The organism is Corynebacterium cystitidis, from assembly GCF_900187295.1.
Taxonomy (GTDB): Bacteria; Actinomycetota; Actinomycetes; order Mycobacteriales; family Mycobacteriaceae; genus Corynebacterium; species Corynebacterium cystitidis.
This window is the reverse complement of record NZ_LT906473.1, coordinates 630901-657520: the sequence shown is the minus strand read 5'-3', so window position 1 is coordinate 657520 and position 26620 is coordinate 630901. Positions and strand designations below refer to the sequence as shown.

Below are 26620 nucleotides of genomic sequence, written 5' to 3'. Positions count from 1 at the left end.
TTTCTCCCACTATGCCTTTGTGGTCCGCTCCCGCCACCGCCCCTGCCGACCGTGTCGCCACCACCCACCAGGAGTTAACCGGTAAAACTCCGAGGCAGATCGCCGACGCACCCGCCACATGGGTTTTGATCGGTGAGAATGTCGACCACTACGGGGGCGTTACCATCGTCGGCCTTTCAGACCTGCGCGCTGCCGTCGCCTACTCTGAGCGTGACGACGACACCATCCGCGTCACGTTCCGCACCGCCAACAGCACCGAGCTTAACGACGACACCACCTTGGATGCTGTCGCCGAACTGGCAAACTCCCGCCACGCGAACCCCGACGCCGACGAAGAACCAGTTGTGGAGGAGCTGGGGATTGCTATCCGTTTCGGCGGCATTGTGCACACGTTGATGAGCCGCCAGATGCTCAGCCGCGACACCCCAGGTTTAGACATCACAGTGGAGTCCGACATTCCTCTCGGCGCAGGTCTTGGTGCCATGTATGCCGCTGATGCCGCGTTGGCCTTGGCCCTGCTCGCCGACAATGACGACATCAATGAAGCACCCCTGCGCACCCGCATCGCTGAGGTCTGTACCCAATCCGTGGACCAGTACTCCTCTATGCCGGTGCTGCGTGCCCGCCACACAGCCGCACTGCGCGGAGTGGGCGAGACTATTTCGGTCATCGACTATGCAGACGGCTCTGTCACCCAGGCCCCTCACCCACAACGCGCGGGTGTTGAAGTGTTCGCTGTGGCAAAAACGCTGGGCAAAGCCGATGATTCTCAAGCCAAGCTGATTGCAGACCGCCGCGCCTTTATCACTAAGGTCTGCCAGAACTTCGGCACCGAGTCTCTACGTTCCATCCCCGATTCCACCCCCCGCGCCGTCGCATGGCTCGAAGCGGTGCGCCAGGTCAAAGGCACAGACGGACTGCCTAGTGTTGAGGAGGCGAAAGGATGGCTCGAATTCAGCGAGAACGAGACGTTGCGCTCCATGGCCGTGGCCAAAGCACTCCGCTCCCGCAACACCAATGATCTTTTCCACCTCCTGAACACGCCAAACCACACCCACGGCTTGGACACCCCCGACGACATAGTCCAGCTAATGCCGCTGCGAGGCGCTGTTGCTGCGCGCCCCGCGGCCGCAGGAATGAGCCAGGCCGTCATCGCTTTCGTCCCTCTTCAGAAAGCCCACAACTTCGGTGCAGATCTTGCCGACGACGGTTTCCACGTCTTTTCCATCGCACGCGGAAAAGTGGCAGGCCTCGTCGATAAGCGTTAACCGGCAGCACCAAGAAGCATCAATCTGCGGGCCAGGCGAAGGCCACCTCACGGCCATCTATATCCGCCCGAATCAGAGAAAACTTCGTTTCCGTACCTTCTGCAGGATGCCCCAGCGACTCGCCGAACACCGGCGGGTCATTGACGAAGATGCGGCAGGTGGAACGGGCCGTGTCAGTCAGCAACACCACCCCATCAAAGTTGTGTCCAACCCACGGCTGCAACACCGTCGCCTCCGTAAGCTTCAGGCACGCCCGGTCCACGGTATTTGCCAACTGGGACGTGCGCCCCATCGTCTTGATCACCTGGGACGCATCCTCGATGACCCACTGCGGGATCTCATAACCACCCGAAATCGCCAGACACACCTCGGTGGCGTAACGGTCAATCAAACGCCTTAAAGGCGCAGTGACGTGGCTATAATAGCCACCGATGCCCGCGTGCACCTCCGGATCCTGACTACCCAACCACACGTAACCAGATCCGCGCAGCAACTTCTGCGCTTCGCGCATCACAGCCATCCCACGCGGGGTATCTGCATCGATGCTGCTCAAGAACTCACCGATCGGCATGTCCCCCAGCTCAAAGCCCAAGGCCTGAACCTCAGTGCTGAACGTCTGCTCCGACTCAGCATTGGCCGGAAGCAGCGTGCGGAGGAACCCCTTGTTGGCTTTCTCCATCAGCTGGCCGGCCACCATGCCCGTAAGCAGAGAAATCTCAGAATTGTAATCCATGATCGGGTGTCGCGGCTCAATGCGCAGTTCATAACGACCATCGTCGAGCTGATCCACGCGCACCGACGGCAGACGCAAATTAATCGCTTGACGACGCAGACTGCTCACCTGGCGCAGCCGCCCCACCTCCGGCAAATGCTCAATCGAGGGGTGGATACGGCCCTGACCCAAATCCTCCTGCACGCCGTCATAGTCAAAGCGCGCCACCGAGTGAATCATCGCGCGCTCCACTCGAACATCTTCAACATCACCATTACTATCCAGCTGGAATGTCCACAACACCGCCGGACGATCAACGTTAGGCAGCAAGCTGGCAGAACCTTCCGAGAGTTCCTCCGGGTGCAGGCGCGCCGGTTCATCGGGCAAGTAAATAGTCTGGCCACGCTTCAAAGATTCCTCACGCAGAGGCGAATCCGGACCAATAAAAGCGGCCACATCTGCAATGGCGTACTGCACTATGTAGCCTGCGTTGTTCTTGCTGCTGCGTTTCTCGATGAACACCGCCTGATCCAGGTCCTTCGAACCCGGCGGGTCAATAGTGACAAACGGAATATCACGGGCATCCCTGCGTTGATTAGCGAACCTGTCTCTTGCTGCCGCCGCAGATTCGTGCAGATCAGGGCTAAATTCGGTGGGGACTTCGAACTCTTCTGCGATCGACCGGAAATTCAGCGGGGCGGCGTACAGCTTCATAAAACACCAGTATGGCAGAAACTCCCCGGGCAGACTGAGCGCTATCGATTGAGGCGGTGGAGGCGGCGGTGGTGGTGGCACAGGTTCTACTACAGGTTGCCATCTTGTCTTCGCACTACTATTCTCCGCCTTCTTCCCAGATGTCGCTTCGCGGCAATGGCTACACGCGCCTCTTAGCGGCAATGGCTACACCTGTGGCGGATAGCAGAAGCACGAGAGCCACACCAAGATATCCAAATACTCCAGGTCCACCGGTATAGGGCAGGAGGACCTCCGGCAGCTTAAAGGCGTGCGCCGGATCGTCCGCTTCGACTTGGCGTCCCGTAGGGACAGAGATACCTACGGCAGAAGCTATATTGGCATGGAGAGCACCTGATTCAGGGGCATCTACCACAATGGTGACTGTGGCTTGGGCTCCTGGCAGCAGGGCAATATCACCATTTCTTTGGGCACCATCGCTATATCCCGGGATCTTCTGCTCGGCATTTCCGGTCACATCAAAGCTCGCACCAGTTTTCTCATTTGGTGTTTCCCCATGGTTTAAGCATGATGCAGTTCGGTGAAAAGCGCATCAGATATTTAAAAATCTGTGGAAAATTCGGCATAATCAGCCAGCCCAAGGCTCTCACTGCACACGGCATTTCGCCCCCGAAAAAGGGGCGAATGAGCCGACCTATAAGCCGGATTCTGTCCCCACACCCGTAAGCGCGGGCGGTAATCATCCATCTGGACCAGCCATCGCTGGTGGCCTCAAGCAGCTACCTTCGGACTCAGCGGGCAGCCTCACCATCCGAACCACCACGCCAGTGGCGCAGCGTAATGCCTTGCTCCCGGTGGGGTTTACCTGGCCACACGTGTCACCACGCATGCCGGTGCGCTCTTACCGCACCCTTTCACCCTTACCCAGTACATGCTGGGCGGTCTACTTTCTGTTGCACTTTCCCGCAGATCGCTCCGGGTTGCCGTTAGCAACCACCGTGCCCTGTGGAGTCCGGACTTTCCTCGACCCCCGCTTGTACCACATTGCTGCAGCTAGTTCGGGGTGCCGCGATTACCCGGTCGGCTCATTCGCAAGCACTTACTCTACGCGTTCGGCTCCGTATTCTGCTAATTTTGCGCTACCGCTGGATCAGGTGAGCGGTGTCGTTGACGCGGCGTACCACTGCGGTGTCGGGGTAAAACTCCACCACAGAAATAGACGCCAAATCCAGAAACATCCGCGCAAACAGGTCCCCTCTGGCATTCAGGCCTTGCCGCACCATTGATTTGATCGGGGTGACGTGGGTGACCACCAGAACCGTCTTGCCTGGATATTTGTCCTGTAGTTTCTTGCGTGCGCTGGTGATGCGTCGGTGCATTGCTGCCACGGCTTCACCGTTGGGAGGGGCCACGCTTATCGACGATTCCCACTTCTGCAATTCTTCCGGATACTGTTCAAAGGCTTGGTCGCGTGTGAGGTTTTCAAAGTCACCGAAGTCCATCTCGCGCCACTGGTTGTCGGTCTCGTATTCCAGTCCTAGCTTCTGGCCCACTATTGCTGCTGTTTCTTGTGCCCGCTGCATCGGGGAGGACACAATCACGTCGATCTTTTCGATGGCTGCGATCCACTCTGCTGCCCGGCGCGCTTGGTCGCGGCCCACGTCGGTGAGCTCCGGATCTGAGGATCCTGAGTACACCTTTGCCGCCGATTGCGCTGTTTGACCGTGACGCAACAGCACGAAGCGGGTGGGTGTGTCGTCGATTCCGTTCCAGTGCGCGTGGGTGGCTACCTCGTGATCATATTCGGTTCCGGTCTCGGTTTCGCGCTCCTGCGCCGACCAGTAAGTGCCCTGCTGCGCGGGTGGTATTTCGGCTTGCGAGGCCGGCCCGCCAAGGATTCCTGGGGATTCGCCTCGGGCGGCTGCGTCCATGGCGTCGTTGGAGAGTTTGTCGGCTACTTGATTCTTTTCACGTGGTACCCAGTTGTAGGTCACGGAGTTGAACTCGCGGGCGAGTTTTTGTCCGGCCAGGGCCAGTTTTTGCATATCGGGGTGTTTGATTTTCCAGCGCCCGCTCATTTGCTCGACCACTAGTTTAGAGTCCATAAACACCTCAACGTCGCTGGCACCTAGTTCGGCGGCTGCTTCAAGTCCGCGCAGTAGGCCGTGGTATTCGGCAACGTTATTAGACGCTTTGGGGCCCACAACGTAGACGATTTTCTGCAGGATGTCGCCGTCGGCGTCGTAAAGCACTGTGCCGGAACCGGCGACACCGGGGTTGCCGCGGGAGCCGCCGTCCGCGTAGATAGTCACCTTCATGCTTAGCTCCCGTCAGCGTCGGAACGGCCAGCGTGAGCTGTGCCACGCACCAGGAAAGTTCCACAGTTGGGGCAGTTGGGCAGTTCGTCGGCGGGCACGGCGTTGATTTCTTCGCGCTCGGCCGGTGGCATCTGGATGAAGCATCCACCGCAGGTGCGTCCGCTGACCAAGGGGGCGGCACCACAGTCGTCGTAGTCGGCCAGGACGTCGTCGGAAAGCTTTGCGCGAATGTCGGCCGGATCGGCTGCGGCGGCGGGTGTGGGGGCGGCTTCGGCAGCGCGGCGTGCCACCTCAATCTTGGCATCAAGGTCTGATAGTTTCGCGCCATGGATGTCGCGGTTGTTGCGTAGTGCGGCGATCTCATTGTGGGCTTCTTTGAGTTCGGAAAGCAGGTCCATGATGCGTGACTTTGTTGCATAGGTGTCGTGTTCAAGATCTTTTCGACGCTCCGGATCAGTCTCCGCACCCAGTTGCTTTTTGTTGTCCAGCTCGCGGCGCTTCAGCTTGCGCTCATCTTCTTGGATGCGCAGGATTTCCAGCTCCATGTCGTCCACGGCCAATTGGGCGGAGCCGGCGGCATCTGCCATGCGGGCGCGTTCCTTGGTCAGCTTGTTTAGTTCTTCTTGTTCGGCGCTGATCTTGGCGGGTTGGCCTTGGGCACGTTCGGCGTTGGCTAGTTCTAGTAAAAGGTGCTGCTGGTCGGTGGCTAGTTTCATGGCTCATCCTCTATCTAGTTCGCTGTGGTGTTCGTGGTGTTCGCGGTGTTCGCGGTGTTCGGGTGCGCGGACACAGTCCATGGGTCGGTGCGCAGGCTGATAATCTCCGTGTCTACCCCAAGGCGTGCAACAATACCCGCTGCCTGGGTGGTCCAGGGAAACTCACTTGCCCAATGGGCGGTGTCAATCACGGCGGGCCCGCCTGCGCGCAAATGCTCGTCGACGGGGTGGTGGCGTAAATCGCTGGTCACGTACACGTCCACGCCTAGCTTGGTTACATCGCCTAAGAAGCTGTCGCCGGAGCCGGAGCTGACAGCCACCTTCTGCACCAGTTTGTCCGGGTCACCAGCGGCGCGCACTCCCCACGCGGTTTCAGGCAGGGCGTTGGCCACCTGCTGGGTGAATTCGCGCAGGGTCATCGGATTTGGCAGCTCGCCCACGCGGCCTAACCCAGTGGCTTGTTCTAGGTCCACGTCTTGTTCCATCGCTGTGATATCAAACGCTGGTTCCTCGTAGGGGTGGACGCGGCGCAGCTCGTCGATAAGCGCGCGCCGGATCCGGGTATCGGCAACGAATTCGACGCGGGTTTCGTCTCCCACATAGTGCTTGCCGACGACCCCCTCTGTCGGGTCTGCACCTTCTAGCGGGGTGAAACCGCCGCGCCCGTCGATGTGGAATGCGCACTCGGAGTAATTGCCAATGCGGCCTGCACCCACCTCGAAAAGGGCAGCCATCACTTCGTCGGCATGCGTGGCGGGCACATGGACGCCCCACTTATCGCGAGCGCGCGGGTCCACCACTTTGATGGGGCGGCCAGGCTTGATTCCCACCAGTTCTGCTAGCTTGTCGTTGACTCCGGGGCGGGCAGAATCCGCGTTGGTGTGTGCGGTGAATAAGGCGCACCCGCCTTTGAGCAGGGTGTGGATCACTTTGCCCTTCGGGGTGTTGGCGGCCACGGAGGTCACTCCACGTAATAGCAGAGGGTGATGCACCACCAAAAGCTGCGCACCTAACTCCACGGCACGTTCAGCAACTTCCTGAGTGCAGTCCAGGGCGAAAGCCACACGGGTGACCTCGTCGGTGGGGTCCCCACACACCAAACCCACGGCATCCCAACTTTCGGCAAGCTGCGGTGGGTAGGCGGTCTCAAGTGTAGAAATTACGGTGCCAACTGTTGTCATGCGTCCCATTCTGCCATGCTGGAAGCCATGACCCCACCAACCATCCTGCTCGACGTTGACGGCACACTCGTTGATTCCTTCCCCGGCATCCGTGCCGGCTTCCTCCACGCCTTAGATACCGTTGGCCACCCGCACCCTAGCGAAGACTTCATTGCCCGCATTCCTGGTCCGCCCATGGAGAAAACTCTGGCCAGCTTGGGCCTGGATGAAAAGACCTGCCGGGAGGCCTTTAACGCCTATATGGACTACACCCGCGGTGGCGGCTGGCAGGAGGCACAAGCCTTCCCGGGGGTGCCCGAACTGCTAGAACGGTGGCGCAATGATGGCTTCCGTTTGATCACAGCAACGTCCAAGGGAGAAGGTTTTGCGCGTGCCATCCTGCAGCGCGAGGGTCTGCTGGAGCATTTTTCCTTTATTGGGGCTGCCGAGGAGTATGGCACGAGGCGCTCGAAAACCGATGTACTGCAATACATTTTCGATAAGGTAGATCTTGATCCTCAGCACGCCGTGATGGTGGGCGACCGCACCCACGATATTGCAGGTGCCGCCACGTTCGGTATCGACACTATCGCCGTTACCTGGGGTTATGGAGATCAGTCTGAGTGGGATACCGCCCGCTTCACGGCACACACGATAGAAGAATTGGACCAGCTAGTCAGGAGTTTTCATGCTGCACATTGATTTTGTTTGTACGGGTAATATTTGCCGCTCCCCGATGGCGGAGGTCATTGTTCGTTCTGCTTTGGACAACGAAAACCTCGCCGACAAGGTCCGCGTCACCTCGTCGGGTATTGGCGGGTGGCATGTGGGCAACCAGGCCGATTCCCGCGCCCTGCAGGAGCTCAACGACCACGGCTATGACGGCTCCGCCCACCGCGCATTCCAGTTTGGCGGAGACCGCCTGGACGCGGACTTGATTGTCGCCCTGGACAATAATCATGTTTCCGAGCTCATTGCCCAGGGCGTGCCGCAGGAGAAGGTGCGTCTGCTGCGCTCCTTCGATCCTGCCGCTGGCGAGCGGGCGGGCGTGGCTGACCCGTATTACGGCGGCCCAGAGGGCTTTACTACCACCCGTGTCCAGATTGAATCTGCCGCCCCAGGGATTGTGGAGTGGGTTCGGCAGCACCTGGACGAGTAGGGTTAGTGCTGTGACGACGGTAAAAAGCTCTACGAGAAAAGCTACGCAACAATCGTGGTGGAGGAAGTTTTTCACCCCTGGCTGGATCTTTACGGCCGTGTTGATTGTGCTGTTTTCCTACCTGGCCTTTACCTTTTTGGCGCCGTGGCAGTTGGGTAAGGATGACGCGATTGTGGAGCGCAACAACCGTATTGAGCAGGCGTTTGAGGTTGATCCGGTGCCGGTATCGGAGGTGGTTAATCCCGACGGCACGTATGATCGCGCCGATGAGTGGACACGTGTTACACTCGCGGGCCGCTACCTGCCGCAGGCTGAGGTGTTGCTGCGCCTGCGCCCGGTGGATTCCGTCCCGGCGTTCCAGTCGTTGGTGCCGTTTCTGCTGAATAGTGGCCAGGCTATTTTGGTCAATCGTGGTTGGGTCCGCGCCATTGACGGCACGAAGGTCTCCCCCATAGCCCCTCCGCCGACGGGCCAGGTCACGCTGACGGGCTTGGTGCGTGTCGACGAAGGCGTCCACCCCAAGCCGCCTCTGGAAAGCGAAGATTTCCAGCAGGTCCATTCCATAAATACGGGGCAAATCTCCGAAATTACAGGCGTCGATCTAGCCGAACCGTGGGTGATGCTTACCGACGAGCAGCCCGGCGTGCTCACCCCTCTGCCCCTTCCCATGTTGGAGCGCGGCAACCACTTGTCCTACGGTTTGCAGTGGATTGCGTTTGGCATCATGGCCCCGCTTGGGCTGCTCTATTTCATTTGGGCGGAGCTGAAGGAACGCCGTCGCGTCCGCGAGGAGGATGATGAGTTGGCGGCGGCCGAGTCCACATCGCGTATCGACGACACCGCCCAGCCAGACCCACCCCCTCCGGAGGGGGTTTCGGTGACAACCACGAGCTCAGCACAAGCGCAACGCATGCGTAACCGGTACGGTGATTCACGTAGGAACCTTTGGGCGCGAAACACCGACCGCGACGAAGAGCGCATCTGAAACTTCTGGGAAAGGATAGCCCGTTATGAGTTTCTGGAATCGTCTATTCAGCGGAGAGAAAGACTCCGAACTCGGCTCTGAGCGTGAGCCTGCCGTTGGCTCCCACCTCGCCGATGTCCTCGACGACAGTGATCGTAGCCTGCTGGAGACCTGCCTGGTCACCTTGGAATGTGTGGGCATTACGGTCAATGCTGGTGTTGAGACTGGGGACATCGAAGATGCCGTGAGTGAAGAACTAGGCATGTTCCGCCGTCGCCCGTTGACCACCCTGCTGGCTGCACGGGACCCTTATGAGGACCGCATCTTCCGCCACGTCTATATCGATGATCTGGACCACAATCGCTCCACGGTCAATGACTACCTTGATTTTCTGGACGACATTGCAACCGCCGCCGAAACCGGCCACGTTTACCACAACGTCGTGGTGATGCTAGACCCAGGATCGGAGAGCTCAGGTTCGCTTCGGTTCCGCATCGGCGAATGGGATGTCTATGATATTTCCTTTGACTTGGACGAGTGCTTCGGTGACATTGATGCCGAAACTCGCTTCCCACAGGCAGTCGCCGCCCCAGGGCTTACCGCCTACACTTTTGAGGGCATCTACCACACCAATCCCATGATCATCTGGGTCGATGCCAACAATGCACAGGCCACTGCGCTGATCTCTGCCATTGAGGCCGAGCGCGACCAGTAGCCGCCTTCAGCCCGCCTTCGCGCTGAATATAAAGAAAAAGTCCCTGCCACGAGAAGCTCGTAGCAGGGGTTTTCTTAGATATTTGGTGCGCCATGACGGGCTCGAACCGCCGACCTACTGGGTGTAAACCAGTTGCTCTTCCAGCTGAGCTAACGGCGCGCTGCTTGAATACGTTAGCACGGACCCCGCCCAGCAACAAAACCGCAGTTCAACCGCAGCCGAACTACTGGCGGCCACCGGCTTCCAAGCAGGATCCTTGCCAGTCGCCGACCTTCTCTGCGCGGGTCTGCACTAGGCCTGCAAGCTGGGCGGACTCGGAAATGTCGCCAGGGTGGACGCTATTCGGCTTGTTCGCCGCTGGGGTTAACAGCCAAATACATCCTTCATCGGCTAGGTTGCGGGCAGCATCCATGAGGGCGTCGACAAGATCCTCATCATCAGAGCGGTACCAGAGCAGGACAACGTCGCATAGCTCATCGGTTTCTTCCTCAAGGAGCGCCTCGCCGATCGCTTCCTCAATGGCCTCCGAAATTGAGGAGTCAGCGTCTTCATCCCAACCAATTTCCTGAACGATAAAATCGTTTTGGATTCCCAGCAGTTGTGCGTAATTATTGACACCGGCGGCGTCCACAGTTAGTTGTCCTCCTTGAGTGTTTTAATAGAACAGATAAAGGATAACCGTTCGCAGAGCGCTTTTCCTGCTTTGCACAGTTAAATTCTCCCCCAATTTCGTACAATTTCGGGGGCTACCACCATCGCAGGGGTAGGGGTGCCCGCTTTAACACACCAATAGGGGTACAAAACTCCTTTTTCAGTAGGCTGGAAGGACCGCACTAACTCAACTTTCTGGGAGGACTGTTCATGGCTGATCAAGAAGCACAGAACGCCGACTCTAACTTTCCGCTGATTCGCGACGGAGTCGCATCGTACCTACACGATTCGGACCCGGAGGAGACGCGCGAGTGGATGGATTCCCTCGACGGGCTTCTCGACGAATCTTCTCCGGAACGCGCCCGCTACCTCATGCTTCGTTTGCTTGAACGGGCGTCGGCAAAGCGCGTTGACTTGCCTTCTTTGACCTCCACTGACTTTGTAAACACCATCCCTACCGAGATGGAGCCAGAGTTCCCAGGGGATGAGGAAATTGAGAAGCGCTACCGCCGTTGGATGCGCTGGAACGCCGCCATCATGGTGCACCGCGCACAGCGCCCAGGCATTGAGGTTGGTGGACACATCTCCACCTACGCCGGTGCTGCGCCGTTATACGAGGTGGGCTTCAACCACTTCTTCAAGGGCAAAGACGCACCCCAGGGGGGCGATCACATCTTCTTCCAGGGTCACGCCTCCCCCGGCATGTACGCCCGCGCCTTCTTGGAGGGCCGCCTGACCGAGGATGACCTCGACGGGTTCCGCCAGCAGGTGTCCCGCCCACAGGGTGGCCTCCCGTCGTATCCGCATCCACACGACATGCCGGAGTTCTGGGAATTCCCCACCGTGTCTATGGGTATCGGCCCGATGAACGCGATCTACCAGGCACGCTTCAACAAGTACCTGCAGGACCGCGGGATCAAGGACACTGACCAGCAGCACGTCTGGGCATTCCTGGGCGACGGCGAAATGGATGAACCGGAGTCTCGTGGCCTCATCCAGATGGCTACTCTCTACGGCTTGGACAACCTCACCTTTGTGGTGAACTGTAACCTGCAGCGGTTGGATGGCCCTGTGCGCGGTAACGGCCAGATCATTCAGGAGCTGGAGTCCTTCTTCAACGGCGCCGGCTGGAACGTGATCAAGGTTGTGTGGGGCCGTGAGTGGGATGAGCTGTTGGACAAGGACACTGAGGGTGCCTTGGTCAACATCATGAACACCACTAAGGATGGTGACTACCAGACTTTCAAGGCTAATGATGGCGCCTACGTCCGCGAGCACTTCTTCGGCCGCGACGAGCGCACAGCCAAGCTGGTTGAGGACATGACCGACGACGAGATCTGGGCGCTGCGCCGCGGCGGCCACGATTACCGCAAGGTCTACGCCGCCTATGACCGCGCGCTGAAAACCAAGGGTAAGCCCACCGTCATCCTGGCGCACACCATTAAGGGCTATGGCCTGGGCCACAACTTCGAGGGCCGCAACGCAACCCACCAGATGAAGAAACTGACTCTGGATGATTTGAAGTTGTTCCGCGACAAGCAGCAAATCCCCATCTCCGATGAGGAGCTTGAGAAGGATCCGTACTTGCCGCCGTATTACCACCCTGGCGAGGACTCCGAAGAGATCAAGTACATGCTGGAGCGTCGTAAAGAGCTCGGCGGATCCCTGCCGGAACGCCGCGTGAAGTACACCCCGCTTGAGGTGCCAGAGATGAGCACATTCAAGTCTTTGCTGAAGGACTCCGGGAAGCAGGAAGTGGCTACCACCATGGCGCTGGTACGCACCTTCAAGTCACTGATGCGCGACAAGGAGATCGGCAAGCGCGTCGTACCGATCATCCCTGATGAGGCCCGTACTTTCGGCCTGGACTCGTGGTTCCCAACGCTGAAGATCTACAACCCATACGGCCAGAACTACATCCCGGTAGACCATGATCTGATGCTGTCCTACCGCGAGGCTGTCGACGGCCAGATCCTACACGAGGGCATCAACGAAGACGGTTCCACTTCTTCCTTCATCGCCGCAGGTACCTCATACGCCACCCATGGTGAGCCGATGATCCCGATGTACATCTTCTACTCGATGTTCGGTTTCCAGCGCACCGGCGACGTGTTCTGGGCGGCAGCCGACCAGCTGACCCGCGGCTTCATCGTGGGTGCAACCGCTGGACGCACCACCCTGTTCGGCGAGGGCACCCAGCATATGGACGGTCACTCCCCGATCATCGCGTCGACCAACCCGAACGTGATCCAGTACGATCCAGCTTTTGCTTATGAGTTGCCGTACTTGGTCCGCGAGGGTGTGGACCGCATGTATGGCCCGGACCGCGGCGAGGATGTCATGTACTACCTCACCGTGTATAACGAGCCCACCCACCAGCCTGCCCCGCCAGAGAACCTGGACGAGGAAGGCCTGCACAAGGGTATCTACCTCTTCGACGACAAGTCAGGCGAGGGCGAGCACCAAGTTTCCTTGTTGGCTTCCGGTATCGGTATGCAGTACGCGTTGAAGGCACAGCAGTTGCTTGCCGACGAGTTCAATGTCGGCGCCTCCATCTATTCGGTCACCTCCTGGGTGGAGTTGGCCCGCGATGGTGCGGCAAAGAACGTCGAAAAGCTGCGCAACCCTGCTGAGGATCCGGATGAGCCATTTGTAACCAAGCAGCTGAAGCAGACTGCGGGCCCCTACATTGCTACCTCGGACTTTGCGACCGACCTGCACGAGCAGATCCGCCCGTACGTCCCAGGCGAGTACTACGTGCTGGGCGCTGACGGCTTCGGTTTCTCCGATACCCGCGAGGCAGCACGCCGCTACTTCAACATCGATGCTGAGTCCATGGTTGTTGCTGCGCTGATCGGCCTGGCTGAGGCGGGCAAGATCGACATCTCCGTGGCAGATGAGGCTGCGAAGCGCTATAAGCTCGACGACCCAACCGCCGTCTAGTTAGCGTTTCTGGTGCGCGGCAGATCGCGCTTCACGACGAAGCCCCGTGTGGTTCTGCAGCTGCAGAACCACACGGGGCTTTTGACTATTAGTGGTGCGTGTGATGCTCCGGCGACTGCTTAGACCATCGGTACTTCGGCGCTCACACCGAACAGGACTCCTGGCTCCGAAAACTTTTCAGTGACGCTCTTTTCGGTCGACAAATCCTGCTTTGGCCGCGAAGAACCGCTTATTTGTCGACCAAAAAGTGCATTCGCCTGTGGCTGGCACCAGCACTACTCAACGAAGAACCTTTCGTTCTCGCCTGGCATCCAGGGTTCGGCACGGTCAGAAACTGGGAAACTTCTCGTTGGGTTCAGTGCCGCAGGTGGAGGCCCAGCCCCAGGGTGCGCGCTTTCCTTCGTCGTCAAGCCCAATAAAATCGATGGCATAGGCGGTACCTGCGATCCAGGTCCCGTGCGAGGGAACGTGGCGGGCGGGCGAATTCCTGGCCATCCACCAGCCGGTAAAGGGAAAATGCAAGGTGATAGGTGCCAACGTGGCTAGCTCACTTTCTCAATCAACCGCAGCAGTGCCACGGTCACGCTTTCGGGCGCCTCCAACGGGAGCATGTGGCCAGCATTGGGGACCACCTGCAAGTACGAATCGGGCCAAATCTCTTGAATGCGCTCGGCCTGGCTAAGCGGGGTAACATCATCCTGGGTGCCAACCAACACGTACCCTGGAACCCCAGCCAGCGCAGGACCGGCCTGGAGCTCTTCGTGGACTTGTAAATCGTCGAAGAAACCTACGTAGGTTTCCAGGGGTGTTTCGTGGATCATGGCCGCGTGGAAGTCAATCAGCTCATCATCGGTGTCACGGTGAAAGATGGTCACCGCCAACCCCGGCGCGATGATCTTGGTGACCTCGTTGCGGAACTTGTCGGCCTCTTCAGGCGAGGCCTCTACCGCGTCATAGATGGCGTCGGCAACAGGGGTAGCCAGAATCTGCGGGATACCCTGATCCGCCAGTGCCTCCACTGACGCATTAATCAACACAACACCGGCCACATCACACTGGTGCGTGTAACGCCGAATCAGGCTCAACGCCACCAACCCGCCCAGCGAGTGCCCCACTACAATCACCGGGCCACGCACTTCGCGCTCGCGCATCACCGCCCACACATCATCAGCGGCGGCATCAACGCTGCACTCTTCAGGGGGCACGGCACCGGTCTGCCCATGACCGCGAAGATCCATCAGCACCTGGCGCACCCCTGTGCCACGCAGCGCATTAACCTGTTGATAGAACGCCTCGGCCGCTAAGGTGAAGCCGTGGATATACACCACGGTTATCTCGGCGTCCGGTTGCCCTACTTCATACCAGTGGACAGGGACATCGTCGTTAAGCACGACGCCCTGTGCGCTCAGGTCAGTCAAGCCTGGCGTGCGCTGTCGAGAGTGAAGCTGGCCACGCGCAAGCGCGAGCTGGCGGCGCCCATTGGGTGTGAGGCTGCGCGCATAATCGAGGGGGTTGTGCATGCACCCAACTTTAGCCCAGCTGGGTAAACTGACCGACATGGAGCTTTCGCAACGCTTAAACCTAGACAACCTCGGGGCCCTGCAGCCGGATCATGAGCCGGAGGCGAACTCTTCTTTGTCTACCCTCGGCCAGGTCGCAGCCTTGATCGAAAGCGTGGCCGGCGTGGACCCTGATGAGGTGACGCCAGATTCGACACCGGACTCGCTAAGCCTTGACTCGCTGAGCCGAATTGAGTTGATCGTGCGCGCTGAGGGGCATTTTGGGGTGCGTATCGACGAAGAAACAGCCCTGAACTTTCACACTGTTGACGATCTGGTCACTTACCTCGCACAAAACACCTAACTGGTCCACAATAAAAGGTATGAACGCTCCGATTTCTTATCTGACCGACATGGACGGTGTCCTCATCAAAGAGGGCGAACTCATCCCCGGTGCCGTCGCCGCGATGATTACCGCAGTGACCGGCAAGGAGCCGTACTATATTGGCAAACCCAACCCGGTGATGATGCGTTCCGCCCTGAACAACATCGGGGCACACTCTGAACGCGCTGTGATGATCGGTGACCGCATGGACACCGATGTGAAAGCAGGACTTGAGGCGGGCATGCGCACCATCTTGGTCCGCTCGGGCATTTCCGACGATGCCGAAATTGAACGCTACCCCTTCCGACAAAAGCTCACTGGAAATCTACCACCGCGTGGAAACCCACGGTGCGAGCCAGCTGCTGCACTTCGCTGGCAAACTGCTCGGCGGCAGCGGCAGGTGCAGAAAGCACTTCGCGGCAGCGCAACCCTCGGGCACCGAAGGTGGTGGTGTCACGCTGCCAGCGGGTAAACCAGGTGACATCCCAGATGTCCAGGCCCGGAGTCGTCTCCACCTCGGCTGGGGGCAGGATGTCAGCCATTAACTGCTCAACGCGTCCGCGCAGATGCACTGGCATGCCAGAAATGGTGAGGACACAGGTTATGGGGGTCTCAGAAAATTCAATGTAGCCTGCTCGGGGCGCGGCCAATGTTGTGGTCATGTGGGGATCCCTTCGTAGAAAAGTAGGCACAGACACCTCCACCCCACACGTATGCGGAATGGGCGCCTGTGAGACGAGGTTCGTCTTCCCCAACGGCCTCAATAATCTCACTGTCGTGGTTTCGATTCTGGCTTCACTTGCACCACATAGGCAACCCTAAAGTCGCACTTCACCCCCCATTTACTCAACCTAAACTTGAGGTTCAGGGGATCGTCGTGAAGCGAGCACCACTCGCGCGTACGGTGGTTGCCATGACGAACCTGACTGAAACACTTAACAAAGTAGAAACCCGCCTCTCCATCGGCGGCCAATGGCGCGAAGGATCCACCGGCGAGACCTTCGACGTGATTAACCCCGCCACCGGCAAAACATTAGCCACTATGGCCTCGGCCACCTCCGACGACGCGGTCGCAGCCCTCGACGCCGCCTGCGCCGCACAGAAAAAGTGGGCGCGCACCGCCCCGCGCGAGCGCGCCGAGATCCTACGCCGCGCCTTTGAACTAGTGATCCAGCGCAGTGAGGACTTTGCCACTCTCATCACCGCCGAGATGGGCAAACCATTTGCCGAAGCCCAGGGCGAAGTCACCTACGGAGCCGAGTTTCTGCGGTGGTTCTCCGAGGAGGCCGTGCGCCTGAAAGGCGAAACATTTGCGATCCCCGAGGGCGGCAACCGCGTGATCACCCAGCGCAAACCCGTAGGTCCGTGCCTGTTGATTACCCCATGGAACTTCCCGCTGGCGATGGCCACGCGCAAAGTCGGCCCCGCGGTGGCGGCAGGCTGCACGATGGTACTCAAGCCCGCCAAACTCACCCCGCTGACCGCCCAATACTTCGCGCAAACCATGGAGGACGCTGGTTTGCCGGAAGGGGTGCTCAACGTGGTGGCCTCCAACTCCGCCTCCTCAATCTCTGAGCCGTTGCTTGCCGATCAACGCCTGCGCAAGCTCTCTTTCACCGGCTCAACAGCCGTGGGTAAACAGCTGCTCAAAGGTGCTGCCGACAATGTGCTACGCACCTCCATGGAGCTCGGTGGCAACGCCCCGCTGATCGTGTTCGAAGACGCGGACCTTGACGCCGCCGTCGACGGTGCCATGAGCGCCAAAATGCGCAACATCGGCGAGGCCTGCACCGCCGCCAACCGCTTGATCGTGCATGAGGCGGTTGCCGCTGAGTTCTCCGAGAAGCTCGCCGCCCGCTTCCGCGAGCTGACCGTGGGCAACGGGTTCGACGAGGGCGTTGATGTGGGCCCGCTAGTGGAGGCATCCGCGGTGGATAGTGTCCAAGAGCTTGTCGACGACGCCCTCTCCCACGGCGCGCAGGCCCTAGTTGGCGGATCGCGTATCCACGGCGACGGATTCTTCTTCGAACCCACCGTGCTGACCAACGTCAGCACTGAGGCTCGTGTGTTCAGCGAAGAAATCTTCGGCCCCGTCGCCCCGATCTACCGCTTTAGCAGCGAAGATGAGGCCTACGAGATGGCCAACAACACCGAGTACGGCCTGGCCTCCTACGTGTTCACCCAGGACCCTGCCCGTTTGTTCCGCGCCTCCGACGCACTCGCGTACGGCATGGTGGGATACAACCTGGGTGTCGCCTCGAATGCCGCTGCCCCCTTCGGTGGTGTGAAACAGTCCGGCCTGGGCCGTGAAGGTGGCGCCGAGGGGATCGACGAGTACACCGAGCTGCAGTACATCGGGTTCAAAGACCCGTACGCTTAATCCCGCGCGCTTAAGTATCCGCGTGCTTAACGAGGATCCTCCCGTTTGCCCTCCCACCGGCGCGAGATGCCACGCGCCTTTGGGATGCGGCGCGCCACCTTGTGGGCGGCCCTGTTGACGGGAGCGAATTCGTCCTGGGTGGGAATCACCCACCCGCGGTAGTAGCTGACCAACGCCAGCAGGTAACCCACCAGCGGCGAAATGATCATGCCCAGCACCGGCTCGCTGCCATAGTGGAACAGCGCCATGCTCAACGACGCAATCACCGACGGCACCACGTACAAAGTATTACCACCGAAAACAGACGGGATCTGCGCACACGCTATGTCGCGCAGCATCCCGCCCCCGGCAGCAGTAAGCACACCCATAAAGATCACGGACAGGATGGGCAGGTCGTAGTTCAGCGCCTTCGTAGCACCAGTGACCGCCCACACACCCAAAATAATGGCGTCGCCGTGTGCTTTCACAAACTCCCACGCCTTGTTTTCCAGGCGTGTCAGCGCGGCAATTAGCGCGCCTACAAATGCGAGGGTGAGATAGCGCCAGTCCGAAATCGCGCTGGCGTGCAATGGTGCCACCGATTATTCCGTTGAGGACCACACCTATCAGGTCGAGGACGTGATATGTCTGCAGGACAAATGGTTCGACTTCATCTATGTTCACACATTCGAAAGTACTGGGACTTTCTAGGAGCCGAGCATTTCGTCGACAAGCGCTGTGTTCGTCTCCTGCCACAAAGGCTTCGCCCAGTCGCCGAAGTCCTTGTCGGTCAGGCACACCATCGCTGTGCCTGCGAGTTCGTGCTCGCTCCAGGTGGGGATCACCCACAGATAAGTGCCGCTCATCCCGAAGTGGCCCACGGTGTCGGCAGGCATGTTGTCGCCGGTCCAGTGCGGGGCTTTGCCCCCTTTCACCTCAAAGCCAAGCCCCCACGGGTTCGGTTTCTGCATTCCGTAGCCCGGCACCACACCGATCAGCTCCGGGAACTGCACCGTGAACGCCTCGCGCACGGTTTCTTCCGCGAGCAGGGTGGGTTCCAGCAGCTCGCGCGCGAACACAGTAAGATCGCTTGCCGACGACCGTCCGTCGTGCCCCGGTGATCCCCAGATCTCCGTGTGGCCCATCCCCAACGGGGCGAATACCCCTTCCCGGGCGTAATCACCGATAGTGATCCCGGATTCTTCTTCCAACACCTGCGCCAACCAATCAAAACCAGCCGAGGAGTAAATGCGGCGCTCCTCCACACCTTTCTGGGCCTTCATCTCGCTCATCGCCACACCGGAGGCGTGCGCAAGAAGGTGTCGCACCGTGGAGCCTTCAGGGCCTGCCGGTTGGTCGAGCTCGAGCGCCCCTTCTTCCACGGCCATCAAAAAAGCATAGGTGGCGAGCAGTTTAGTAACACTCATCAGCTCGAACACACGGTCCTGGTCGCCGTAGCTAGCGATGGGGTTGTTTGTGCTGTTCCTGCTGGGCGTGCCGACGATCGCTGCCGCCACATTATTCGGTGGCCATGAGCCAAGACGCTTAGTTAACTGCGAGGTGAGATCCATGCCCCAAGCCTAGCGTGCTCCTGCTGCACATTAGATTCCTTTCTCCTCTCGACCCGAAGCATCCTCATCCACGCCGGCCTCGTCGTCACGCTCCCCCGTGCCCAACGTCCACTGCTCACCAGAATCGACCACAGCCTCGTCGTCAAGCAATACATCCAAGGCGTCCTCGAACTCCTGGCGCTGCTGTTCTGCCTTTACTTCCTGGGTGTCAGCATCCATAGGCACCTGCTCACCCTTACGCCGCGCCAGCTCCTTCTCCTTCTGCTCATGGCGCCAGCTGCGCACCCGCGGCGGCTCAAGACGACGGCCAACCCGCCGGCCACGCTCTTCCGCCAACTTCATCAGCTCGCGCACCTGCGTTGCCGTCATGTTCACCGGGGCGAAATCGGGCCGCGCCGGAATATACCAACCACGCCAATACGACAACATGGCCAACGCAATCGCGAACACCGGCGAGATGGCCATGCCCACCAAGTTCAAGCCAAACGCATCAAAAACCACCATCGACACCGCCGATAACAACGCCGGCACCGCATACAGCTGCTGGGAGGTAAAAATGCTAGGCACACTACCAATCACCACATCACGCACCATGCCACCACCGACACCCGTGATCACCCCCATAAACACACACGCCACCACAGGCAAGTCATAACTCAGCGCCTTCACACACCCAGTGACGGCCCAAAAACCCAACACCACCGCATCAGCATGGAATTGAAACAGCTCCCACCCTTTGCCTTTAAAATCGGTAACCAGCGCCACCAATGCGCCACCGAACGCGAGAATCAGGTACTCCTCATTCGCCATCGCCGCCACGGTGCCACGCCCGATCAGCATGTCACGCAACATACCTCCACCCAAGGCAGTCAGCAACGAGAGGAACAAAAACCCGATGATGTCAAAGTTCTGCTTCCTCGCGACCGTGCCACCAATAATCCCCATGAGGAACACGCCAGCAAGGTCAAGAAAACGGTACAAGGCCTGAACATTAGGTGCTAGATCTTCCACGCACCCCAGTCTAAACCGCAGCCCCGCACCTTCAACTGCCAGTCTGCACGTTCACCCAGTATTGTGGTGATCATGCAGTCCTCCGTGCGCATCCGCGACTACCACCCCACCGACAAGCCCTTCGTTTTCCACCTGATCAACGAGGGTTTTAACGTTGATTCCCGCTTTCGCTCACACCTGGACGACTTCCTGGACCTCTACCTGCACACCGCGGTGTTGCGTGCGACGCATTTTCGCATCGCGCTTATCGACGACAAGCCTGTCGGACTGCTCATCGGACGCATCCAAGGGGATCCTGTTCTACCTGGGACACGTGGCAAACTAGCCGCAATAGTTGGAAACTTTTTTCGTTTGCTTCCGGTTTTTCCACGGGAGCGGACTGGTTTGAAGGACTGGGCCTCTGAGCAGCTCGTTGCTTGGCGGCTGATGCGCAGAATCACAGCGCGAAATATTCCTGTGGGCAACGAGGTGGTGTTGTTCGTCGTTAGTTCCCAGTGCCGCGGCACCGGCGTAGGCAAAGCCCTGTTCGGTGAGTTTTCTGAGCAAGCCGAAGAATTTTTCCTCTACACTGACTCACACTGCACCTGGCAGTTTTATGAGAAACGCGGCATGCGGCGCGTAGCCGAAATCCAGCGCACCTCACCCCTTTATTCCGAGCCGGTCGACCACTACATCTACGCCTTCTAGGTGCGGTTAATTTCCTCTCCTTCCCTATCTTCTATTCCTTCCCGCAGCCTCTATCTGGATCGCGCACTATTCCGCCGACAAATCCCTTGGTTACCCCAGCGAGAACCGGATTTGTCGACCAAATAGTGCAGTCCGGCAAGCTCTGACGTGCTCACCCGGCAGGCGCTGAAACTATCAGCTACCTTAAGGGGCAGAACCAGCCATCGACTGTTGGTTATATTGGTTATATTCAACGTTTCGGGGGAAACATGATGAAGATTTATTCTCGGGAAGAACTGCGCACTCATTTAGGTATCGGGGAAAGAGCATTTCGTAGCCGTTTACAAAGCGGCGAGATCACCAAACTTGACCACGGCTTTTATGCGTTAGGCTCATTTACTGGCCAGGAATTTGCCCAGGCACTCCTCCAGATCCACCCGACCTGGGTGCTCACCGGAGTGTCGGCTTATCAATTCCACAATCGGGCCCCACTGACGTTCCCGTTGCATTTCCGTGCGCCACGTAACACGAGGAGCCGCTCTTCCGCTCACTTTCAGGTGAAAGCACACCGGTACCCGGTGTCCTCCCGGTTTGGGCAGTTCACAGTAGTGCCGCCCATCGTTGCTGCATGGGATGCCCACGATGAGATCTCTGCGCACGATTTGGTTGACTTTCTCGAGGATGCCTATGCCTTCAAGAGCGGCAAACGCAACCTGGACCTCCATTTGTCATGGATGGGGCACGTGCCCGTTGGCCTCCGCGAATATATTTCGACGCTCTCCATTGGCACTGATAGTAACCTTGAACGAAAATTCCTTCGCGCTTTGAAGCGCAGGGGCTTTGAGTTTGATCAGAATGTGGTTGTCGGGCCCTATCGGTGGGACTTCCGCAGTAAAAGGTTTTCCCGGCTCCTCATCGAAATCGGCGCTTACAAATACCACCGCGATCTTTCCACTGCCGAAGGTGAAAAGGGGCATGTACACGACTCGTGGAAGCTGAACTATGCAGCGCTCAACGGCTTTGTAGTTCTCCAGTTCACTGCACGATGCATTGATAATGAATTGGAACGCTGCCTCGACATGGTCGAAGACTCCATGAGAGTCTTGGAAGGCGGGAAACCACAAAGAAAATGGAAACCAGCATGGCGCTGGCACTCCTGGATCCAGCGTCTGAACCGGCGTCGAATAGCCTGAAAGGTTTGCCGCTTCCTCCTCACCGGTATTTGACTCTGCCGAGTGGCACACTCGGATGCTCCACCCTTATGCCAATGACATATTCAGTCGACAAATCCGCCCACCGCCACAGAAAATCAACCATCTGTCGACCAAAAAGAGCGGGCTGGTAGAAAGCGCGGGCTGCAAGACAAAGCGGGCTGTGTCTGCTCACACCACCGTTAGTGGCGCCTCAAGGGCCAGCTTTTAATCGTGGCTGCGGGGCGTGCGGTGGGCTTGAGGCTGGTCAAGGTGTGGGCCCCACGTTCGCAAGGTGGTGCCCTCGACGTCGAGCACTACCCGGCCAGAGGCGATCTCCACTAGCTTGGCGTGTACCCCAAAAACCTCCTTTAGGGCATTAGGGGTAAGGATTTCGTCGGCAGGCCCGGTTTCCAGCAGGATGCCGCCTTCACCGATGAGGGCGACGGAGTCACAGAACCTGGCGGCCATCGCTATGTCATGAATCGCGATAAGAACGATAACCCCGTGTTCGCGAGAAAAATGGCGGAGCAAGCTCATCAAGTTGTACTGGTGTTGCAGGTCAAGGTGATTATTGGGTTCGTCCAGCAGCATGTGGCTGGCTTGTTGGGCCATAGCGCGGGCCAACATCACGCGTTGCACCTGCCCACCGGACAGCTCAGCCAACGGCCGGTCAGCAAGCCCATAAACATCGGTGTGATTCATCGACTGGTTAATCACATCCTCGTCACCGGAATCCATGCCCCGCCACAACCCCTTACCTGCGGTGCGGCCCAACGTAACCACGTCGCGCACCGTCATCGAGATCGGCGGCCCGGAATACTGGGCGATATAGGACAATACTTCCACGCGCTGTGCTCGGGAATACGCCACCAATGGTTGGTCGTCGTAAAGCACCGTTCCGGAAAAATCCTGCACTCCAGCGACCGCGCGCATGAGCGTAGACTTTCCGGCGCCGTTGGGCCCCACGATGCCGTAGACCCCGGGCGAGGAGAAATCCAATGAGATATCGCTGACCACTGTTTTCCGGCCGTATTTCACGGCGAGGTCGCGCACAGTGATGCTCATCGTTGGCGCTCCTTTCGGCGCAGGACCATGAAGAACAAGGGCACACCGATCAGCGCAGTGATCACGCCGACGGGGATCTCCTGCGGGGCGAACACTACGCGGGCAAAAGCGTCAGCCGTCACCAAGAAAATCGCGCCCACCAGTGCAGACAGCGGGATCAACGACACGTGCTTCGGGCCCGCAATGATGCGCACGGCGTGCGGCACAATCAGGCCAATAAAACCAATCGCGCCCACCGCCGACACCGTCGCCGCCGTGAGCAAGCTGACCGCCACCAATACCACATAGCTGACAGTTTTCACGGGCACGCCCATGGTGTAGGCGATGTCCCCGCCCAACGCCATCGCATCCAAGTAGCGCGCCAGCGCCCACAGGACTAGCAGGCCAACGGCGCCGGCAAGCGCCACAACGATCAGGCTGTCCCAGCGAGCCGCGCCCAACACGCCGAGCAGCCAGAACAGCGCGCTGCGGGTGGCTTCTGCATCGCCAAATGCGGTAGTAATCAACTGGGTCAACGCATCAAAAAGGAAGCCCACCAGCACACCGGTGAGCACCAACCGGGTCGCGTCCTCGGCCCGGCCGCCGATCAACCCCATTAACACAGCAAAGGCTAGCAACGCCCCCACAGCGGCACCACCAGTAATGCCCCACTGCCACGAGGAAAAAATCAGTGCCACCACGGCACCGGTTGAAGCGCCCGCGGAGATTCCTAGCAGGTAAGGTTCAGCCAGGTCGTTGCGGGTGATCGCCTGCATGACCACACCACACACAGCCAGAATCGCACCAACCAGCGCGGCCATCAGCACGCGCGGCAAGCGCAGATCCACCAGGATAGATTCGCGCAGCGTGGACGGCCGTGGATAGGCCGGATCCACGAACAGTCCGGTGGAGTGGGTGGCCCAGCCGCGGATTTCGGCGAGGCTGACAGAACTGACACCCATGGTCATGGATACCACCATCACGACCAGGAGGATAAGCCCGCCGACGACGGCAGTTGTTACAGTTCTTTTCACTGTGGGCAGATTAGTCGTCGTCGAGCACGCCGTCGCGCAGCGCATCTGCGATTTCTACAACGCCTTCGTGGGTGCGTACCGACGCCGACGCGGTGATGCCATCAATTACGATGTATTTTTTGTTCTTCACCGCATCCATATTCTGCACAGCGGGGGTGGTTTCAAGGATTTCCACCTTTTCTTCCCACTTATCACCAGGTGAGCCACGCAGAGGTAGGTCGCCGAGAATAATCACGTCAGGATTTGCCTCAGCGACGGCCTCCCAGGAAACGGTGGGCCATTCCTCATCGACATCGGCAAAAACGTTGGTCATGCCGAACAGCCCGCCCATCTCGGTCAGGATCGATGGGCCACCGGCCACGTAGGGATCTGACTCATAGGCAGAGTACAGCATCATGAACGTGGTGCCTTCTGGCGCTTGAGTGTCGGATGCGTCTTCCAGCGCCTCGTTTTGCTTCTTGATCAGCGCTTGAGCCTCGTCTTGGCGCCCAAAAATCTGGCCGAGCTCGGTGAAGTCGCGCTCCAGCAGCTCAAACTGGGTCTTACCCTTGTTGTCGCCGTATTCCTGGCATTCGGTGTTGTTGTTGAAGGTGGGCACGCCCAACTGCGCCCATTCTTCGCGGGTGCCGGCACCGGACTCGTCCCAGGACAGTTCGAATGGCGAGTAGATGAAATCCGTGTCGGCTGCGCGCAGCTGTTCGGACGTCGCTGGGTCTTCACTGATCAGTGTGAGCTGCTCGGTTTCATCCTCGTAGCCGGCCGGCGGGTGCGATTTGTAGTGACTGTGGCCGGCGATCTGGTCGGCCGCGCCGAGCATGAGCAGCGTGTCGGTCGCGCCCTGCTCTAGGGTGGTCGCGCGCTGCGGGGCCTGCTCGATGGTGAATTCGGTGCCGCAGTTATCAATGGTCACCGGCTCAAAGTCGCTTGCAGCGGCGGTAGTAGTGTCGCTTGCCGACGACTCTCCCGATCCGCTGGCACCATTGTCGGCGGTCTCACCTCCGCAGGCCACAAGTGTGATGGCGGTGGTTAGCGCGATGGCGCCCAAAGTGGACTTTTGTGCAAGCGACATGGAATCTTCTCCAAATGTTCTAAAGTTCAATTGATCTTCGCCTGATCCTAGTTGGTGCCATGCCTCCAAGCAAACTTCTAGCACGTGCCGGCGCGAAACCTGGCGCAGGACCCTGCCCGCAGCCACCCGTCACCACCGGAGCGACTAGAGTCACTAGCCCAGCTCGTCCAAGGCCACAACCTGGTCGCACACGTGGCGCAGCAGGTCATGGTCGTGCGAGATCACTAACAATCCGAGCTGCCTTCGCTGGACTTCGTCGATAAGCCCTGCCCAAATGTCTGCCTGAAGCAGCGCGTCCATCATGGTGGTGATTTCATCAGCCACCACGTATTTGGTGCGCGGATCTAAAGCGCGTGAGATATTGATGCGTTGCAGCTGGCCGCCCGAGACCTCCAAAGGGTAGCGCTCCAGCCAGTCAGGCTCTACACCCATACGCTCCAAAGTCTCTGCCGAGATACCCCGCACAACTTTGTTCAGGCGCCAGCGGGCATCAATGGCACGCTCAGGGTGCTGCTGAATCAATTGGACAGGCAGGTACGTGCCGTGGTGCAGCGGTTGGCCGTCAACGGTGACCTGACCTGCATCCGGTAGCAATTGCCCGGCCAAAATCTTCGCCAGGGTGGATTTACCGGCACCGCTGTAGCCGTGCAGGCCGACAACCACACCGGGCGGCACCTCCAGATTAATCCCGCACAGGATGGGGCCTGCCCCGGTGGCAGCGCCAGCGCCGGGATACGCGAAACTAATGTCGTGTGCATGCAGGCTCATCGGATTGCTCCCCAGAATTTGTTGGCGGGTTGGGCATCCCACAGGGCTTGGGTATAAGGAGCTAGCTCGCCGGACAGATCGCCGGGCACAGTTTCCACGATCTGACCATCGCGTAGCACAGCAATGCGGTGAGCCACACGCGTGGCAGCCACCATGTCATGAGTGATGAACAAGATAGCGCAGCCCTCGACCGACAGCTGGTTAAAAAACTCCAACACCAGGTCAGTTGTGGCGGGATCCAGGCCAGGGGTTGGCTCGTCAGCGATTAGTAGCCGCGTCAGTTTCGGGTTGACAGTGGCCAGGGTGGCACGCCGCAGCATCCCGCCAGATAGTTCGTGGGGGTACATGTGGGCGACCTCCTCCCCCAACCCAAACCGTGCCAACTGGCGCACTGGGTCCAAGCGGTCCATCGAAATGAACTTACCCATGGTCAAGGTTGGGTCGAAGTGGTTGACACCTTGAGGCACGTACCTCATGGTGTCGGGGTCCACATGAATTTTGCCGCGCACATGCGAGTTAACGGGCAGAAGTCCCAGGATGGCGTCGGCAAGCAAAGACTTACCCCCGCCGGACGCGCCGACAACAGCCAGGATCTCCCCCGGCGCGATGTCCAGACTGACCCCGCGCAAGGGTGTGACGTGGCGGCGCCCCACCAACCCAACGTATTGGTGGAAGGAGACCTCAAGGTCGCGCACAAATAATGCAGATGGTGCAGTCATGTT

Annotated in this window: 26 protein-coding genes, 1 tRNA gene, 1 other RNA gene and 1 pseudogene; 11 read left to right on the top strand and 18 right to left on the bottom strand. The window is 59.1% G+C overall.

Annotated elements, in window-relative coordinates; all coding sequences use genetic code 11:
* The first annotated feature begins 11 nt into the window (after positions 1-11).
* Positions 12-1268: a galactokinase gene (locus CKV99_RS03145; RefSeq protein WP_092260351.1), complete on the top strand. Its 1257-nt coding sequence runs from the start codon at positions 12-14 to the stop codon at positions 1266-1268.
* 19 nt (positions 1269-1287) lie between these two features.
* Here CKV99_RS03145 and CKV99_RS03140 read toward each other — a convergent pair whose 3' ends face one another.
* From CKV99_RS03140 to CKV99_RS03115, 6 genes are all read right to left on the bottom strand, one after another.
* Positions 1288-2694: an RNB domain-containing ribonuclease gene (locus tag CKV99_RS03140; protein WP_092260349.1), complete on the bottom strand. Its 1407-nt coding sequence runs from the start codon at positions 2692-2694 to the stop codon at positions 1288-1290.
* Positions 2695-2854: 160 nt separating this feature from the next.
* A complete protein-coding gene (locus CKV99_RS03135; protein WP_092260347.1) occupies positions 2855-3190 on the bottom strand; it encodes a hypothetical protein in 336 nt (111 codons plus the stop codon).
* 164 nt (positions 3191-3354) lie between these two features.
* Positions 3355-3761, bottom strand: an RNA gene (gene rnpB / locus CKV99_RS03130) — RNase P RNA component class A.
* A 51-nt stretch (positions 3762-3812) separates the two neighbouring features.
* Positions 3813-4991, bottom strand: coding sequence for a bifunctional RNase H/acid phosphatase (locus CKV99_RS03125; RefSeq protein ID WP_092260346.1), 1179 nt, complete (start codon positions 4989-4991; stop codon positions 3813-3815).
* 2 nt (positions 4992-4993) lie between these two features.
* Positions 4994-5707, bottom strand: a complete 714-nt coding sequence (locus CKV99_RS03120) for a zinc ribbon domain-containing protein (RefSeq protein ID WP_092260344.1) — start codon at positions 5705-5707, stop codon at positions 4994-4996.
* Positions 5708-5721: 14 nt separating this feature from the next.
* Entirely contained in the window at positions 5722-6888 is a 1167-nt protein-coding gene (locus CKV99_RS03115; RefSeq protein WP_092260342.1) for a Nif3-like dinuclear metal center hexameric protein, read from the bottom strand.
* A 27-nt stretch (positions 6889-6915) separates the two neighbouring features.
* Between CKV99_RS03115 and CKV99_RS03110 the strand changes: the two genes are divergently transcribed.
* From CKV99_RS03110 to CKV99_RS03095, 4 genes are read left to right on the top strand one after another with little or no spacing between them, the layout of a single operon-like run.
* On the top strand, positions 6916-7569 hold the full coding sequence (locus tag CKV99_RS03110) for an HAD-IA family hydrolase (RefSeq protein ID WP_092260398.1): 654 nt from the start codon (positions 6916-6918) through the stop codon (positions 7567-7569).
* Complete coding sequence (locus CKV99_RS03105; RefSeq protein ID WP_092260340.1) at positions 7556-8026, top strand: low molecular weight protein-tyrosine-phosphatase; 471 nt, start codon at positions 7556-7558, stop codon at positions 8024-8026. The genes CKV99_RS03110 and CKV99_RS03105 overlap by 14 nt, the downstream gene beginning before the upstream one ends.
* Before the next feature lie 10 nt (positions 8027-8036).
* Positions 8037-9011 carry an SURF1 family cytochrome oxidase biogenesis protein gene (locus CKV99_RS03100; protein WP_197697208.1) on the top strand — a complete coding sequence of 325 codons (975 nt, stop codon included), beginning with the start codon at positions 8037-8039 and terminating at the stop codon, positions 9009-9011.
* Positions 9012-9036: 25 nt separating this feature from the next.
* Positions 9037-9705: a hypothetical protein gene (locus tag CKV99_RS03095; protein ID WP_092260338.1), complete on the top strand. Its 669-nt coding sequence runs from the start codon at positions 9037-9039 to the stop codon at positions 9703-9705.
* Positions 9706-9788: 83 nt separating this feature from the next.
* Here the strand turns inward: CKV99_RS03095 and CKV99_RS03090 are convergent.
* Both CKV99_RS03090 and CKV99_RS03085 read right to left on the bottom strand, forming a co-directional pair.
* Positions 9789-9864 (bottom strand) — tRNA-Val (locus tag CKV99_RS03090).
* A 64-nt stretch (positions 9865-9928) separates the two neighbouring features.
* A complete protein-coding gene (locus tag CKV99_RS03085) occupies positions 9929-10336 on the bottom strand; it encodes a DUF3052 domain-containing protein (protein ID WP_092260336.1) in 408 nt (135 codons plus the stop codon).
* 230 nt (positions 10337-10566) lie between these two features.
* Between CKV99_RS03085 and aceE the strand changes: the two genes are divergently transcribed.
* On the top strand, positions 10567-13299 hold the full coding sequence (gene aceE / locus CKV99_RS03080) for a pyruvate dehydrogenase (acetyl-transferring), homodimeric type (RefSeq protein ID WP_092260334.1): 2733 nt from the start codon (positions 10567-10569) through the stop codon (positions 13297-13299).
* Between the two features lie 327 nt (positions 13300-13626).
* Here aceE and CKV99_RS03075 read toward each other — a convergent pair whose 3' ends face one another.
* Together CKV99_RS03075 and CKV99_RS03070 are read right to left on the bottom strand one after the other, a co-directional pair.
* Positions 13627-13794 carry a hypothetical protein gene (locus CKV99_RS03075; protein ID WP_177178136.1) on the bottom strand — a complete coding sequence of 56 codons (168 nt, stop codon included), beginning with the start codon at positions 13792-13794 and terminating at the stop codon, positions 13627-13629.
* Between the two features lie 47 nt (positions 13795-13841).
* Positions 13842-14819 carry an alpha/beta fold hydrolase gene (locus CKV99_RS03070; RefSeq protein ID WP_092260330.1) on the bottom strand — a complete coding sequence of 326 codons (978 nt, stop codon included), beginning with the start codon at positions 14817-14819 and terminating at the stop codon, positions 13842-13844.
* On the opposite strand from CKV99_RS03070, the gene CKV99_RS03065 reads away from it, so the two are divergent.
* The 3 genes and pseudogenes from CKV99_RS03065 (at position 14818) to CKV99_RS03055 (ending at position 17563) form a co-directional block, all read left to right on the top strand.
* The gene (locus CKV99_RS03065; protein ID WP_197697207.1) at positions 14818-15162 is read left to right on the top strand and encodes an acyl carrier protein; all 345 of its coding nucleotides are present in this window, start codon (positions 14818-14820) and stop codon (positions 15160-15162) included. The two genes, CKV99_RS03070 and CKV99_RS03065, sit on opposite strands and share 2 nt — an antisense overlap.
* Positions 15163-15250: 88 nt before the next feature.
* A pseudogene (locus tag CKV99_RS15065) lies at positions 15251-15655 on the top strand (HAD hydrolase-like protein); the annotation flags it as partial.
* Between the two features lie 441 nt (positions 15656-16096).
* Complete coding sequence (locus CKV99_RS03055) at positions 16097-17563, top strand: NAD-dependent succinate-semialdehyde dehydrogenase (protein WP_092260392.1); 1467 nt, start codon at positions 16097-16099, stop codon at positions 17561-17563.
* Positions 17564-17589: 26 nt separating this feature from the next.
* Here the strand turns inward: CKV99_RS03055 and CKV99_RS03050 are convergent, their stop codons facing one another.
* From CKV99_RS03050 to CKV99_RS03040, 3 genes are all read right to left on the bottom strand, one after another.
* The gene (locus CKV99_RS03050) at positions 17590-18141 is read right to left on the bottom strand and encodes a trimeric intracellular cation channel family protein (protein ID WP_231910153.1); all 552 of its coding nucleotides are present in this window, start codon (positions 18139-18141) and stop codon (positions 17590-17592) included.
* 108 nt (positions 18142-18249) lie between these two features.
* On the bottom strand, positions 18250-19113 hold the full coding sequence (locus tag CKV99_RS03045) for a serine hydrolase domain-containing protein (RefSeq protein ID WP_092260329.1): 864 nt from the start codon (positions 19111-19113) through the stop codon (positions 18250-18252).
* A gap of 30 nt (positions 19114-19143) precedes the next feature.
* Positions 19144-20124, bottom strand: a complete 981-nt coding sequence (locus CKV99_RS03040; RefSeq protein WP_092260327.1) for a trimeric intracellular cation channel family protein — start codon at positions 20122-20124, stop codon at positions 19144-19146.
* Between the two features lie 72 nt (positions 20125-20196).
* On the opposite strand from CKV99_RS03040, the gene CKV99_RS03035 reads away from it, so the two are divergent.
* Both CKV99_RS03035 and CKV99_RS03030 read left to right on the top strand, forming a co-directional pair.
* Positions 20197-20811: a GNAT family N-acetyltransferase gene (locus tag CKV99_RS03035; RefSeq protein WP_092260325.1), complete on the top strand. Its 615-nt coding sequence runs from the start codon at positions 20197-20199 to the stop codon at positions 20809-20811.
* A gap of 248 nt (positions 20812-21059) precedes the next feature.
* A complete protein-coding gene (locus CKV99_RS03030; RefSeq protein ID WP_092260323.1) occupies positions 21060-21983 on the top strand; it encodes a hypothetical protein in 924 nt (307 codons plus the stop codon).
* Between the two features lie 225 nt (positions 21984-22208).
* Here CKV99_RS03030 and CKV99_RS03025 read toward each other — a convergent pair whose 3' ends face one another.
* The 5 genes from CKV99_RS03025 to CKV99_RS03005 all read right to left on the bottom strand — a co-directional run bounded on the left by CKV99_RS03025 (position 22209) and on the right by CKV99_RS03005 (position 26617).
* Positions 22209-23048 carry an ABC transporter ATP-binding protein gene (locus tag CKV99_RS03025; RefSeq protein WP_092260321.1) on the bottom strand — a complete coding sequence of 280 codons (840 nt, stop codon included), beginning with the start codon at positions 23046-23048 and terminating at the stop codon, positions 22209-22211.
* Positions 23045-24061 (bottom strand): FecCD family ABC transporter permease, encoded by a 1017-nt coding sequence (locus tag CKV99_RS03020; protein ID WP_177178135.1) that lies wholly within the window; start codon positions 24059-24061, stop codon positions 23045-23047. The genes CKV99_RS03025 and CKV99_RS03020 overlap by 4 nt, the downstream gene beginning before the upstream one ends.
* A 10-nt stretch (positions 24062-24071) precedes the next feature.
* Positions 24072-25130 (bottom strand): ABC transporter substrate-binding protein, encoded by a 1059-nt coding sequence (locus CKV99_RS03015; RefSeq protein ID WP_092260317.1) that lies wholly within the window; start codon positions 25128-25130, stop codon positions 24072-24074.
* Positions 25131-25283: 153 nt separating this feature from the next.
* A complete protein-coding gene (locus tag CKV99_RS03010; protein ID WP_092260315.1) occupies positions 25284-25898 on the bottom strand; it encodes an ATP-binding cassette domain-containing protein in 615 nt (204 codons plus the stop codon).
* On the bottom strand, positions 25895-26617 hold the full coding sequence (locus CKV99_RS03005; RefSeq protein WP_092260313.1) for an ATP-binding cassette domain-containing protein: 723 nt from the start codon (positions 26615-26617) through the stop codon (positions 25895-25897). Before CKV99_RS03005 ends, CKV99_RS03010 begins: the two co-directional genes overlap by 4 nt.
* Between the last annotated feature and the right edge of the window lie 3 nt (positions 26618-26620).